Origin of the sequence: Mesorhizobium metallidurans STM 2683 (genome assembly GCF_000350085.1) — a bacterium.
Classification (GTDB): Bacteria; Pseudomonadota; Alphaproteobacteria; order Rhizobiales; family Rhizobiaceae; genus Mesorhizobium; species Mesorhizobium metallidurans.
In genome coordinates this window covers 1-13,762 of record NZ_CAUM01000188.1, presented here as the reverse complement: position 1 = coordinate 13,762, position 13,762 = coordinate 1, and the positions used below count along the sequence as shown (strand labels likewise).

Sequence of the window (13,762 nt, the reverse complement as noted above, 5' to 3'; positions counted from 1 at the left end):
GAACTCACCCTTTGTTTGCATTTAGGAATTTGAGGCGCTCGGCAACCCAGCGCAGGATCATCACCGTGATCATCAAAATACCCCAGACCGCCGTGGCCAGATGCTGGTTTGAGCCCATCAGGTTGAGTCCCGAGGACAGAAGCTGGAGCACCACCAGCGCGACGAAGACAGGGATCACCCGACCGAAGCCGCCGAACGGATTGACCCCGCCAAGGAAGCAGGCAAGCACGGTGATCAAAAGGTAAGACTCGCCGTGGCCGACACGCACCGAATTGAAGCGCGCCAGCATGATGATGCCGGCGACCGCACACATCGCGCCTGACAATGTGTAGACCAAAACCTGCACCTTGCGCGTATTGATGCCGGAGTACCGCGTGGCCTCGATGTTGGAGCCGATCATGTAGGTGCTGAAGCCAAGCTTCATGCGCGTCAGCAGGACGTGCCAGATCAGGACGCACGCGATGAAAATGAGCAGCGGCACCGGGATGCCAAAGATCGAACCGTAGCCGATCGGCGCCAGGAAGCCTGGAAAGCCGGACACGTCGCCGCCGCGCGTCAGGAATTCCCCGAGACCGCGCAGGAAGATCATCATCGACAGCGAGACCAGGATCGGGTGAGCCTTGGTGTAGGCGATGACCAGCCCCATGATTAGCCCACTTAGTGCTCCGACCGCGATGGCAAGGACAGAACCAAGGACAAAGGCGCCGATGCCCGCATCGACGCCGCCCTGGCTTTGCAGTACCCAAGCTAGCGTCAGACCGGCGATATTGGCCGTGAAAGTGATGGCGAGGTTCAGGCCGCCGGTCAGGATCGGCAGCAGCATGGCGAGTGTGAGGAGGCCGAGCTCCGGCAGTTGGAAGGCGACGGATCCAAAGGTGGCGCGGGAAAGGAAGTTCGGCGCGGCAATGCCGAACACGACCATGACCACAACGAATGCAGCAAGAGGACTTGCCAGCTCGGCGCCGAGCGAACTGCGGGCACGTTCAGTTACAGCCGTCATGATGCCGCCCGCCGGCTTTTCGGGAAAGGCAACAGGCGTTCGATGCTGGGGTTCGACAGAGTGATGGCGGCAAGAATGATAGCGCCGACGATCATCTTGAACGCGAAAGGCGACACACCCATCAAATTAAGTCCGTTCTGGGTGATCGAGACCAATAGAACGCCCAGAATGCAGCCAAGCACGCTACCTTTGCCGCCGCCGAGCCGCGCACCGCCAAGGACTACGGCTGCCAGGACGTCGAGTTCGCGCCCATAAAGGGCGTTGGGCACCACTTCCTGCGCGTAATGTGCCTGGACGAGACCGGCGATGCCCGCCATCAGGCCAAGCCAGCCGAAGGCAATAAATTGCATGGCACCGATATTGATGCCGAAGCGGCGCGCGCCTTCCGGATTGTCGCCAAAAGCGTAGAGTTGGCGACCGGTGGTGGTGCGCGTGATCAACGCCCAGGTAGCGAACACGCATAAGGCCATGATGAGCACGGGTAGCGTGATCTCCGCCCAGGTTCCGTCAGCCATCTCTCGCTCGAACAGCACCACGCGGGTGGTGAGCCAGTCCGGCAGATTGTAGATCGACACGCCGCCTGTGAAGAACATCAGCAAGCCGAAGAAAATGTTGAAGGTCGAAATCGTGGCGACGATCGAGATGATCCTGAACCTTTGGATCAGGAAAGCGTTGATGCTACCCAACGCAACGCCCAATGCGCCAGCGATGATGAGGCCGACAATCCAATTTCCGCCGCCGATCCAGCCAAGGACGGTCGCCGTTAGATATTGCACGACGGAGGCAGCAACCGCGAAGGAGATGTCAATGCCGCCGGCAATCAGCACGACGAGCAGGCCGACGGCGAAGATGATGTTGACCGAACTGGTGTTCAGAAGGTCAAACGCATTGCCGAGGGTGAAGAACCGGTCTGTCGCAAAGGAGAGGAAAACGCAGATGACCGCGATCACGGCGAGCAAAGCCAGTTCCGTTGCGTGGGAGCGGACAAACCTACGCATAGACCGCACCTTCGATGGCCTGAAGGGACGTGGCGCCCGGAACATACTCGCCGACAATGCGCCCCTGAGCCATGTGCAGCACACGGTCCGCGTTGAAATAGACTTCAGGTACCTCGTCCGAGATCAGGATAATGGCCAGGCCAGTGTCGGCCAGTTTGGAAACGATATCGAATATGCCGGCACGCGCGCCAACATCAACACCGACGGTCGGCCCATCGAGGATTAGCAGTTTCGGTTCGGTCGCCAGCCATTTTGCAATTGCGACACGCTGCTGATTTCCGCCCGACAGGGTCGAGACCGCGTCTTCCTGCTTTCCGATCTTGATGCCAAGATCCCTTATCCAGCCGCTGACCAGAGATCGTTTGCGATCGCTCGAAAAGAAACCGCCCGAAAGGATCTTGTCCAGCGAGGCTATTACCATGTTGTCAGCAATTGCCTGGGGCTGAATGAGGCCGAGCGACAGCCGGTCTTCCGAAAGATAGGCGACGCCGGCGGCGATCGCCTCACGGTTGGAACCGAAGCGAACCGGTTTGCCATCCAGCACAACAGCGCCGGACCTCGGCTTGCGCATGCCAAACAAGGTCAACGCCAGCTCGGTGCGCCCTGCCCCGAGCAACCCGGTGATCCCGAGCGTCTCGCCGCGCCGGACCGTCAATGACACATCCTCGAATTCGCCGGGCCGCGACAGCCCTTTAACCTCAAGCATAACCGAGCTCGTGCTCAAATCGCGATGCAGGACGGAATAGTCGAAGGTCTTGCCGGTCATCAGCTCCGTGATGCGCGATTGGGTCAGACCTTTGGTCGGATAGACGCCAACTAGCGCGCCGTCGCGCAGCACGGTCACACGGCTGGAGATTTCAAGGACCTCCGCGAGTCGATGACTGACGAACACAACGGCAACGCCCGATGCCGATAGATTGCGCACAATGTCCAGCAGATAGTCGGTTTCCGATTGGGTGAGCGAGGCCGTCGGCTCATCCATGAAGACAAGCTTCGCTTCGCCGACGAGCGCGCGCGCTATAGCTACGATCTGCCGCTGTGCGATTGGAAAATTGTGGAGTGCGAGATCGACATCGAGGGTAACACCAAGACGTTGCAAGGCGTTGGTCGCGACACGCCACATTTCGGCATGGTTCACCAGCCGCGGCCAGCGGCCGGTGACAGTCTGGAACGCGATGTTCTCGGCGACGGTCATCTCGGGGAACAGGGCGAGGTCCTGCCAGATGACCTGAATTCCGCCGGCCTGCGCGGTCACCGGTGACATATGGGCGTGGCTCTGGCCGTCATAGTCGATCTTGGCGCCAGCCTCGGGCTTGTACACGCCAGTGATGACCTTGATCAACGTGCTCTTGCCCGAACCGTTCTCGCCGGCGAGGCAATGCACCTCGCCCGGCAGAACCTCAAAGCTGACATTCTTCAAAGCCTTCACGCCGCCAAACGTCATGTTGACATTGCGGAGCGATAGCAGCGGCCGTGACGCGGAGCCATCGGGTTCCTGATCAGCCATCGAGTTGAACCTGGATCTAATCGCGTTGACAAATCCTCAGCCGGGCCGGCTCGAGGCCAGCCCGGCTGCCACAGCCTTGGGAGGCTTTACAGGCCCATCGCCGCGAGGCCGTCGACAGTGTCCTTGTTGATCGGGACCAGCTGATCGACGATGATGTTACGGTTTTCGAAGTCTGGCTTGACTGTCCCTAGCCCTTCGATCGTATCGCCATCCTTGATTTCTTTGCCCTTCATGAGCTGGTCGGCCAGCGTGACGAAAACCTCACCCGCCTGTTTCGGATTCCACATGAAGCCGCCGGAGATCGCATCGCTCTTGATGAGCTTCCGTCCCTGGCCTGGCGAGAATGGGCCGAGCACGAATATCTGGCCCACCTTCCTGCGCTCTTCGATTGCGCGGCCAGCGCCGATCGGGCCTTGGCTGCCGAAGGCAAGGAATCCTTTCAAGCCGGGATTGGCGGAAATCAGGTCAAGCGCAGTGCTGCGGCTCTTGTCCACATCCTCGGCGACGCCATAACGATCGCCAACAAGCTTCATGTCCGGATAGTTCTTCTTCAGATACGCGATTGCCGCATCGGCCCAGGCATTGTGCAGGGGCACCGTCAGCGAGCCGACGAAGACTGCATACTCACCCTTGCCACCCATCTTTTCCGCCAGGAGCTTGGCGTGAGCCTCACCGAAGCCGGTCGCGGACGCGAGTTCGAAATCCCAGTCGGCGCCCTTCTGGCCAGGCGATTCATGCGTGATGACGATGATGCCGGCGTCCTTGGCCTTCTTCAGGACTGGTTCAAGCACTTTCGCATCATTCGGCACCACCCCTATGACCTTGACGCCCTGTGCGATCAGATCCTCGATGGCGCGAACTTGCAGTGCCGGATCGGCGCTAGTCGGGCCAACCATGAATGCGTCGACACCGAGCTTCTTGCCGCGCTCCTTGATGCCCGCCTCCATGGCGTTGAACCAGGGAATGCCGCCAATCTTGACGACGACGCCAACCTTGCCGGCCTGCTGTGCCACGGCAGCGATTGGTCCGCCAAGCATAAGTGTCGCGGCGAGCGCCGCGATCATGAACTTTTTCATCTGTATTCCTCCCATAACGTTCCGAACGGGAACACACCTCCGCCACCGATTTGCGCTTGCACAATCGATGGTGCATTAACTATTGTGCATCAAGACGCGCTCGTCAAGCGAGATATCGCTCTAGCGGGATATTGCTCTAAAGAGACGCTCCGGAGGGGCCAGATGGATCAGCAGTTCAAGAAGAAGGCGACGATCTATGATCTGTCCGTGCTATCGGGCAGTTCGCCGTCGACCGTGAGCGCGGTGCTGAATGGCACTTGGCGCAAGCGCCGCATCAAGGAAAGTACGGCGGAAACAATTCTCAGCCTCGCCGAACGCCACCAATACACCACCAATCTGCAGGCGCGAGGCTTGCGACGGTCACGATCGGGCCTGGTCGGCCTGATGCTGCCCATCCACGACAATCGTTACTTTTCCGCCATGGCGCAGACATTTGAGGGACATGTGCGCGGCCGCGGTCAATGCCCGGTCGTGGTCAGTGCCAGCCGCGATCCGGAAGAGGAACGCCGGACGGCGGAGACGCTGATCTCCTACTCAATCGACAAGCTCTTCATAGTCGGCGCCACCGATCCGGACGGCGTGCACGAGGTCTGCGAGGCGGCGGGACTGAGGCATATCAACATCGACCTACCGGGTGCAAAGGCGCATTCGGTGATCAGCGACAACTATGAGGGCGCGCGGATGCTGACGGAGGCAATCATCCGCCAGTTCGGCAATGATGACCCCCTGCGGCCGGACGAGCTGTTTCTGTTTGGCGGCCGCAACGACCACGCAAGCCGCGAACGTATCGCCGCTTTCCATGCGACCAAAAGGGCACTGTTGGGCGCCGACCCTGATGACGGAGTACAGTCCTCCGGCTATTCGCCCGACATAACACTGCGTGCCTTCGAGGCGTTTAGCCAACGCCATGGCAAGCTGCCGCGCGCGTTGTTCATCAATTCGTCAATCAATATGGAGGGTCTGCTACGTTTCATGGCGGGCCGGCCGGCGGAGATGTTTAGTGAGCTTGTCGTCGGTTGCTACGACTATGACCCATTCGCCTCTTTTCTGCCCTTCCCCGTAATCATGGTGCGGCAGAATTTTGAGGCGATGATAGCGAAGGCGTTCGAATTGATCAATGAACCGCCGACGGCCCCGCAGATTTTCCTGATTGCGCCGGAGTTGATACAACCGAGATCTGCTCTGAAAGGGCCGCTGGACACGTTGAAGGACATAGCTTGAGGCGCCCTGAGAGCCGGCCTTTGCACAGTTCCCCGCGCGGAGGTATCAGAACCGACACGTGTAGCGTCGTTATGAAGTCAACGGCGGTTCATACCTGGGGAGCACCAAATTGTGTGGGGTCTCTGTAGCTTGAAATCCCGATCCGGGTAGGCTTGGTTCGCCGAACATGCCGAAGCCGGATATGCCAACCACATCCTCCTCATTGTCGCCCGCAGGATCCATTCTCCAGCTCAAGATCCGGCTTCTCGGCGTGAGCCCGATGGTCTGGCGACGCGTCCTGGTTCCGGAGAGCTATTCCTTACGGGAACTTCACGGCGTGATCCAGGTGGCCATGGGCTGGGAGAGCTTGCATCTCTTCGAGTTCAGGATACGCGCGGTTCGCTACGGTTCGTCGGATATTTGCACCCAACTGCCTGACAAGACGCTCGACCGCTTTTGGGTTCCGCAAGAACGCCAGGTTCGCCTACGTCTATGACATGGGCGACTGGTGGGAGCATGAATCCGCATCGAAGACCGGAAAGCGGCCAAGGAACGCGGATGCTATCCGGTCTGCATTGGCGGCGCGGGCGCCTGCCCGCCGGAGGATTGCGGTGGTCCCGACAGATATATTGAGCGGCGTGACGACGCCCTCGGCCTCAATGGATGACCATGTCGGAGTTTGTCGAGCAGGTTGTTCTCAATGGCGACCGCGCCATGCTCGATGACGAAGTTACGCGTCATGCAGTCGAGCGCGCGATCGACCGTTCGCGCGCTCGCGAGCCGTTTGTTGCCTGCCGGTTTTCGCGGCTTCAACAAGAGCTTTCTCCAGGATGAACATCGGCGGCTGATGCATCAATGGTCCACATGATTGTCGCCACTCGGAAGCCAGTTCACGGCTCATGTTCCGCTGGACGGTATTCCAGTAGATGATGATCGCGGTCAGGCGTCGCAGCGGATTTCGGCGCAAAATACATGCCGCGGATCTGGTGCCGGCGGCGGGGATGCATCGGTCGCCGTTACAGACGCAGCAAATCCGAGAGATTGTCCGACTTCTCGACCTTGTCGGTGAGATCGAGACCCGACAGGAGGTCGACTAGATGGCTGGTCATTAGATCGGCCGCTTCGGAGCTCCGCCTTGCTTCGATTGCATCGACGAGCGCATGATGGGCGTGTTTTTCACAGGTCGCGTCACGCCGTTTCCAGTAGAGGGCGATGATGAGTGACGAATGAGAGACGAGGTCGCGAACAAATTTGCTGAACACCGAATGAGCCGCGATCTCGGCGATGCCGACGTGGAAACGCGCCGACAGCATGATGGCATCGCTGTCCCGGCCGGCCTGAAGCGCCTCGTGTTCCTTCTCCAGATGGCGGCGCAGCTGCGCAATATCGGATGGCACCGCTGCCATGGCGGCAAGCGCAGCCACCTTGGGTTCGATCAACGCCCGTGCCTCGAACACCTCTCGCGCTTCGATCTTCGACGGCTGCGCCACGAAGGCGCCGCGATTTGGTTCCAGCCGCGCCAACCGGTCATGGGCAAGCGCTTGCAGGGCCGCGCGAATGATGGTGCGGCTGACCGAATAAATCGACGCCAACTCGTCTTCCGGCAGCTTGGTGCCCGGGGCGAGACGATGGCTGACGATGGCATCTCTCAGGCCACAATAGATCGGCGACCAGCGGGCCGCCAGTTTTTCGTCGTGATCTTCTTCCTTAAGCACCGTCAACATGTTTTCAACGCGCGGGCGCGATACTACCTGATTCAACCCAACCGCCTAGCGGCTATGCAATCTAGTATCGCTTGTGTGGCGGTCAATCCCGGTCCATGGATGTCGCATTCGTCAAGCCAAGCGTGTCGCGGACCGGCGGTCTGGCCGCGGCGCCGGTGGGCGACAGCGAGGCGTAGATGCCCGAGAACCGCTTGCCGAGAGGAGCGGCATATCCACCCACCTTCGATGTCCTCAGACCGACCTTGAAGAGCGCCTCGGCCAGCGTGACCGCGCAGGCGACACCGTCGAGCACGGGGACGCCATGTTCCCTTGACAGGCTGCTCGCCAGATCGGCCATGCCCGCGCAGCCAAGAACGATCGCCTCCGCTCTGTCCTCGCGAACGGCGCGCGCGATCTCATCCGAGATTCTGCGTCGGGCGTCCGAGCCCGGCAATTCCAGGTCGAGCACGGCAACCTCCGACGACCTGACCTTGGCGCAGCGCGAGGCGAGGCCGTATTTCACCAGATTGTGCTCGATCGCGGGAACGGAGCGGGCAAGCGTCGTCACGACACTGAACTTGCCGGCGACCAGGCTGGCAAGGTGGAAAGCGGCCTCGCCAATGCCAATGGCCGGAGCCTCGGCGGCGCAACGGGCCGCGTCCAGTCCGGTATCGTCGAAACATGCGATGACATAGGCGTCGATGGCTGCAGCCTTGTTCATTTCGGTGATGATTCCTGGGATGGCGAAGACTTCGTCGAAATAGCCCTCGATGCTCGGCGGGCCGTCGCTGGGATTGACCGAAATGATTTCCGTCCCGGCGGAAGCGACGCTCATTGCTGCCTTGCCGATCTTGGCGGTCATGGATGTGGTCGTGTTGGGATTGATGATGAGTATGCGCATGCGGTCGACCTCAAATCTCGCCGCCGAGATAAAGACGCTTGACCCGGTCGTCGGTCAGCAATTCGGCGGAGTTGCCACTTAGCGCGACGCTGCCGGTGGTCAGCGCATAGGCGCGCTGCGAGATGCGCAGCGCCATGCGCGAATTCTGCTCGACCAGCAGGACGCTGACCTTCTCGTCGCGATTAATCGCCACGATCGAGCGGGCGATGTCCTGGACGAGCTTGGGCGCGACGCCGAGCGACGGTTCGTCGAGCAGCAGCAGGCGCGGTTTGGCCATCAGCGCGCGGCCGATGACCAGCATCTGCTGTTCGCCGCCGCTCATCGTGCCGGCAGCTTGCGTATAGCGCTCTTTGAGGCGAGGGAACCGCCCCAGCACCATCTCCAGCGACGCGGCGATCTCGGATTTGCCGGTGCGCGTGAAGGCACCCATCAGAAGATTGTCCCTGACCGTCATGTAGGGGAAGACACGGCGGCCTTCCGGCACCATGGCGATGCCCATCTTGACGATCTCGTCAGGGGCGGCGCCATCGATACGCTTGCCGCCATAGTGGATTTCGCCGGACCTGATCTTGCGCAGGCCGGTGATGGCGCGAAGGATCGACGACTTGCCGGCGCCGTTGGCGCCGATCAGCGCCACGGTCTCGCCCTCGTTGACCTCTAGGGACACGCCTTTCAGCGCATAGACGTGATCGTAGTAGAGTTCGACATCGACGAATTTCAGGATCTGGTTCATAGGCCGATGGCCTCGTCTTCGCTGCCGAGATAGGCGTCGATCACCTTGTCGTTGGCCTGGATTTCCGGGGGCGTTCCCTCGGCGATCTTCTGCCCGAAATTCAAGACGACAACGCGGTCGGAGATCTTCATGACGGCGGGCATGTCGTGCTCGACCAGGAGGATGGTGAGGCCGAGATCGCGCAGCCGCCTCACCATCGACACCATTCTCATCGTCTCGTCGTGGTTCATGCCGGCGAAAGGCTCGTCCAGCAAAAGGATCGAAGGGTTGGTGGCGAGACCGATGGCGATGCCAAGGGCGCGCAAGTGACCGTGCGGCAGGTTTCGGGCGGTCTCGCCGGCGAGTGAGGCCAAGCCAAGCAGCGCCAGGATATCGTCGGCCGATTGCCCGAAGGCTGCTTCGTCGGCCTTGGCCGCAACCGTGCCAAGGAAGAAGCCGAACAGGTTCGCCCTGGAGCGCAGATGGTGAGCGATGATGACGTTGTCGCGCACGCTCATATTCTTGAAGATCGTCGTTTCCTGAAACGTTCGCACGACGCCCTTGCGAGCGGCGATGTGCGGCGCGAGGTTCGAGATGCGCTCACCCTTCAGGCGCACTTCGCCGGAAGTCGGCCTAAGGAAGGACGAAATCAGCTTGAACAGCGTCGATTTGCCGGCACCGTTCGGGCCAATGACCGACAGTATCTCCTTTTCGCGCACCGAGAAGGAAACGTTGTTGACCGCCACAAGACCGCCGAAGCGTTTCGTCAGGCCTGAGACTTCGAGCAGATCGACCATGGCTCAGTTCTTCCGGGTCGGGGCGGCGAGGCTGAGCAGCCCATTGGGCAGGACAAGCATCAGCACGATCATCAAGCCCGAGTAGATCAGAAGCTGGAACTGGCCGGTCTGGAACAGAAGGTCCCAGCCGAAATAGAGCACCAGCGTGCCGAGCATCGGCCCGAACACGTAGCCGAGACCGCCGAGGAAGCAGTTCAGCATGAAGTTAACGGAGTCGGTGACGGTAAAACTCGACGGATAGATCGACTGCGAGATGGCGGCGAAGATCGCCCCGGCGACACCGCCGAAGAAGGACGAAACGGCATAGGCGATGACGCGCAGATAGGCGATGTTGACGCCGATCGACGAGGCCAGTTCCTCGTTTTGCTGGAGCGATTGGCAGAGCTTGCCGATGCGAGAATGAACCAGCCGGTACATCACCGCGAAACAGACCACCATGAGCGTGACCGCCAGCAGGTAGAAGGCCAGCCGGGAATTCCGCAGCGTGGCGAAATCCGGAATGATGGTGAGGCCGAAGACAGACAGCGCGCCGGGCAGCGGGATACTGACCATGCCCTTGGCGCCGTTGGTGATCGGCAACGCCAATGCCAAGAGCCGCGCGACCTCGGTCAGCGTCAGCGTCACCATGGCGAAGTAGACGCCGCGCAGGCGCAGGATCGGCAGGCCGATAAGCACACTTGCCGCCGCGCAGAACAGGCCGGCGACCGGCAGCGTCGGCCAGAACGACCAGCCATGGTTCACCACGAGGATGGCCGACACGTAGCCGCCCATTAGCGCATAGGCGCCCTGGCCGATGTTGATCCGGCCGATATAGAAGGTGAGCCACACGCCGGCGCTGGCGATGCTGAGCAGCGCCACCGAGGTGAGCGTGTAATAGAGGTCGGTGCGGCCGCTCGCCGCGATCAGAACCGGCACGGCGATAAAGACGATCGCCAGAAAGACGGCAACCGATGCGATTTTCACGCTGAGCGTCATGGCGCGCTGGGTCATGGCACGATCAACCCCACGGCTTGCCCATCAGCCCGTTGGGGCGGATCGACAGGAACACCATCAGGGCGGCAAAGATGACGAGGTAGGTGACGTCACCATACTCGCGCAGCACGGTGAGGCCGACCGACTCCATCATGCCGAGGATGAAACCGCCGGCGATCGCACCGCCGACGACTCCGGCGCCACCGATCATCACCATCAGGAAGGCCTTGATGGAGATTGGCCCACCGATACCGGAATTGACGCCGGTTATGGTGACGAGAAGGCCTCCGACGATGCCGGCCAACATGGCGCCCATGGCAAAGCCGATCATCGAATAGCGGTCGACCTTCACGCCCATCAATTGCGCGGCTACGCGATCCTGGGCCAGTGCCCGCATTGCCCGCCCGACTCTGCTGTATTGCATATAAAGGACGAAGGCCGCGATGAAGATCAGAGCGAGCGCGCCGACGACCAGACGGTCGTAGGGCAAGATGATGCCGCCCTCGTTGAAAACGCCTTTGACGATCTTGGGGACGCCGCGCTGCTTCTCACCGAACAACAACAGGATGATCGCGTCGAGGAAAAAGGCCGTCGCCGCGGCGAGCAGCATCGTGCTTTCCTCGCGGAGGCTGCGCCTGATGACGGTTCGAAAGAGGAATTTCTCCATCAGTGCGCCGATGATTGCGAGCGTCAGGCCTGACGCCAGCAACGCCACCACGAAAGGCAGCCCGAGCTGGCCGTAGACTGTGTAGGTGATGAACCCGCCCAGAACATACATCTGCCCATGGGCGAAGTTGAGCACGTTCATCAACGCGAAGATCAGGGTGAGCCCGAGTGCGATCAGCGCATATTGGGCGCCGAGATAGAATCCGTTGGCGATGACCTGTTCCATAGACACCATCGATCTGCCGCGGGCCCGGAAAATGCGTCCGGGTCCCGGCACGCGGGAGGAAGTAACCCTGGAACTCGACCCTAGTCGACCGTGCCGACGAAAAGGGTCTGGAAGGCACCGTCCTTGTACTCGTTGACCACCATCGGCACGGCGAGCTGGCGCTTCTGGCCGAAGGAGGTCGTGCCGACATAGCTCAGCTTGGCATCGCCCTTCAGGTAGGGGTTGGGCGCCGAGAAGGTATCCATAGTCTTCTTGAACTCCGCGACATCGTTGATGGCGGCAGGATTGGCCTTGAGCGTTTCGAGGATGTATTCGAGTGCATAGACCTTGGTGTTGGACTCGTCGTTGTATTCGCCGAACATCTTGGTGTAGCGGGCAACGAACTCCTTCATCGCGTCGGAAGCGATTTCCGGCGTGGAGGCACCACCAACGGAGATGAAGCCGTTGGCGTATTCGCCGGCACCTTCCTCCAGCACCTTGGCGTCCTGCGCCGTTTCGGTCGAGATCAAGCCCTCGAAACCCAGTTCGCGGGCGGCGCGAATGAGCAGCGGCGCGTTGGCCGGCGCTACGCCCGACAGCACGAGCAAGTCGGGCTTCAGCGCAACGATCGGCGTCAGCACCGGGGTGAAGTCGCGGGTGTCGTTCTGGTAGGTGTCGTTCTGGGCGACGACCTCCAGCCCGAGCGCCTTGGCCGCCTCGACGCCGCCGTCACGTTGGCTCAACGGGTCCGACTCGTTCGCGGCGACGAAGGCGATTGTCTTCACGCCCTTGTTTTCCTTGAGATATTTATAGATCGCAGGACCCGACTGATAGTTGGCGATCATGCCGAGCACGGCATTCGAGGCAGGCTTCTGGTAGAGCGCCTTCGGGAACGCATAGGGGAAATAGATGATGCCGTTGGCCTCGGCGACCGGGCGCACGGCGGCGGCGCCGTCATCGACATTCGGCCCGACCACGTAATGAATGCCCTCCTGAGCCATCTTCTCCATGCCGGCGATGGCGCGCTTGGGGTCTTTCTGATCGTCGAAAGTAACGATGTTGACGTTGTAGGTGGCGTCACCGATCTTGACGCCGCCAGTCTCGTTGATCCAGGCGGCACGCGTCTGCATCGAACGCACATTCGAGGTGCCCCAAGCGGCAGCCGGACCGCTGGTGACACCGACGAAGCCGATCTTCAGTTCCTTGTTCTGGGCCTGCGCGGACAGCATGCCCGCGGCCGTCATGGCGAAAACGGAGACGGCGCCAAGCACCATCGATTTGAGAGTCGAGCGTCGGTTGATCATTCTGGCGTTTCCCCTTTTGGTTATCGCGCTTTGTGTTTTGCTCATCGGCCGCGCGGACAACCCTAGGGGAAACCCAGATCGCATGATTGTCAACATTATTCTTTTGTTTCGTATACAATCCATTCGCAGATTGTCGACCGAAGGCGCTGCTGAGGAGGTCTTCAAGTGGCCCTAAGTGGCTCCCAAATGGAATTGTTTGCATTAAGTTTAGCAACAGAAGAGATCCCGAAACACCCCTCCGGCGGCTTCAGGAACCTCGGCGTAGCGTGTTGGATCGAAGTGCAGGTAAGGAAGGCCTGATCGCGCAGACGAGATGCATGATCCAGCCGCTGGCGAACTCCTGCTCCAGAGCGTTGGTGCACGGATCGTTTAGCGGCGATGGCGTAGTCGAGCGGCGATTGAAATAGCCGGTTCGTCATCTTCATGCCCTTCAAACATATACCTCCCGCCGCCATTGCATTGGCAAGATGAAGTTCCAGGTAACGAACTGGCGGGAATATGAGGCAGGCCTTCGCCGACGAGGAAGCCTGACGCGCCAGATCATGGCCTGAATAACCGCGCGGAGAATTCTCACCTCCCGTTCCGCAAACGAGAACGCGTACGCCAGGGCTTCCGGTCGATCGGCTCATTGCAACACTTTGTCTCCGTCTTCTCCGCCGTCCGCAACCTCTTCGTTCCACCCCATATAAACCGCTCCGCTTCCCAGATCCGAAAGCATCGC

General features: G+C 60.5%; 13 protein-coding genes and 3 pseudogenes. 5 read left to right on the top strand and 11 right to left on the bottom strand.

Features of this window, described 5'->3' with window-relative positions:
- Positions 1–4: 4 nt before the first annotated feature.
- The 4 genes from MESS2_RS29655 to MESS2_RS29640 form a co-directional block, all read right to left on the bottom strand.
- A complete protein-coding gene (locus tag MESS2_RS29655; RefSeq protein WP_008878397.1) occupies positions 5–1,000 on the bottom strand; it encodes an ABC transporter permease in 996 nt (331 codons plus the stop codon).
- On the bottom strand, positions 997–1,998 hold the full coding sequence (locus MESS2_RS29650) for an ABC transporter permease (protein WP_040594415.1): 1,002 nt from the start codon (positions 1,996–1,998) through the stop codon (positions 997–999). Before MESS2_RS29650 ends, MESS2_RS29655 begins: the two co-directional genes overlap by 4 nt.
- Entirely contained in the window at positions 1,991–3,505 is a 1,515-nt protein-coding gene (locus tag MESS2_RS29645) for a sugar ABC transporter ATP-binding protein (protein WP_008878395.1), read from the bottom strand. Before MESS2_RS29645 ends, MESS2_RS29650 begins: the two co-directional genes overlap by 8 nt.
- 86 nt (positions 3,506–3,591) lie before the next feature.
- Positions 3,592–4,581, bottom strand: a complete 990-nt coding sequence (locus tag MESS2_RS29640) for an autoinducer 2 ABC transporter substrate-binding protein (RefSeq protein WP_008878394.1) — start codon at positions 4,579–4,581, stop codon at positions 3,592–3,594.
- A 162-nt stretch (positions 4,582–4,743) separates the two neighbouring features.
- Between MESS2_RS29640 and MESS2_RS29635 the strand changes: the two genes are divergently transcribed.
- From MESS2_RS29635 to MESS2_RS32625, 3 genes and pseudogenes are all read left to right on the top strand, one after another.
- Entirely contained in the window at positions 4,744–5,802 is a 1,059-nt protein-coding gene (locus MESS2_RS29635; protein WP_008878393.1) for a LacI family DNA-binding transcriptional regulator, read from the top strand.
- Positions 5,803–5,968: 166 nt separating this feature from the next.
- A pseudogene (locus tag MESS2_RS33765) lies at positions 5,969–6,448 on the top strand (plasmid pRiA4b ORF-3 family protein).
- Positions 6,445–6,615 (top strand): hypothetical protein, encoded by a 171-nt coding sequence (locus tag MESS2_RS32625; protein WP_157357907.1) that lies wholly within the window; start codon positions 6,445–6,447, stop codon positions 6,613–6,615. Before MESS2_RS33765 ends, MESS2_RS32625 begins: the two are co-directional and overlap by 4 nt.
- Before the next feature lie 182 nt (positions 6,616–6,797).
- Here MESS2_RS32625 and MESS2_RS29625 read toward each other — a convergent pair whose 3' ends face one another.
- The 7 genes from MESS2_RS29625 to MESS2_RS29595 all read right to left on the bottom strand — a co-directional run bounded on the left by MESS2_RS29625 (position 6,798) and on the right by MESS2_RS29595 (position 13,041).
- On the bottom strand, positions 6,798–7,505 hold the full coding sequence (locus MESS2_RS29625; RefSeq protein WP_008878390.1) for a GntR family transcriptional regulator: 708 nt from the start codon (positions 7,503–7,505) through the stop codon (positions 6,798–6,800).
- A gap of 82 nt (positions 7,506–7,587) precedes the next feature.
- A complete protein-coding gene (locus tag MESS2_RS29620; protein ID WP_008878389.1) occupies positions 7,588–8,385 on the bottom strand; it encodes an aspartate/glutamate racemase family protein in 798 nt (265 codons plus the stop codon).
- A gap of 10 nt (positions 8,386–8,395) precedes the next feature.
- Positions 8,396–9,118 carry an ABC transporter ATP-binding protein gene (locus MESS2_RS29615; RefSeq protein ID WP_008878388.1) on the bottom strand — a complete coding sequence of 241 codons (723 nt, stop codon included), beginning with the start codon at positions 9,116–9,118 and terminating at the stop codon, positions 8,396–8,398.
- A complete protein-coding gene (locus MESS2_RS29610; protein WP_008878387.1) occupies positions 9,115–9,894 on the bottom strand; it encodes an ABC transporter ATP-binding protein in 780 nt (259 codons plus the stop codon). Before MESS2_RS29610 ends, MESS2_RS29615 begins: the two co-directional genes overlap by 4 nt.
- A 3-nt stretch (positions 9,895–9,897) precedes the next feature.
- Positions 9,898–10,884, bottom strand: coding sequence for a branched-chain amino acid ABC transporter permease (locus MESS2_RS29605; protein ID WP_008878386.1), 987 nt, complete (start codon positions 10,882–10,884; stop codon positions 9,898–9,900).
- Between the two features lie 7 nt (positions 10,885–10,891).
- Positions 10,892–11,758, bottom strand: a complete 867-nt coding sequence (locus tag MESS2_RS29600) for a branched-chain amino acid ABC transporter permease (protein ID WP_008878385.1) — start codon at positions 11,756–11,758, stop codon at positions 10,892–10,894.
- 80 nt (positions 11,759–11,838) lie between these two features.
- On the bottom strand, positions 11,839–13,041 hold the full coding sequence (locus MESS2_RS29595; protein WP_008878384.1) for an ABC transporter substrate-binding protein: 1,203 nt from the start codon (positions 13,039–13,041) through the stop codon (positions 11,839–11,841).
- 423 nt (positions 13,042–13,464) lie between these two features.
- On the opposite strand from MESS2_RS29595, the pseudogene MESS2_RS33760 reads away from it, so the two are divergent.
- A pseudogene (locus MESS2_RS33760) lies at positions 13,465–13,574 on the top strand (IS5/IS1182 family transposase); the annotation flags it as partial.
- Between the two features lie 11 nt (positions 13,575–13,585).
- Positions 13,586–13,762 (top strand): annotated as a pseudogene (locus tag MESS2_RS31845) (DDE-type integrase/transposase/recombinase); the annotation flags it as partial.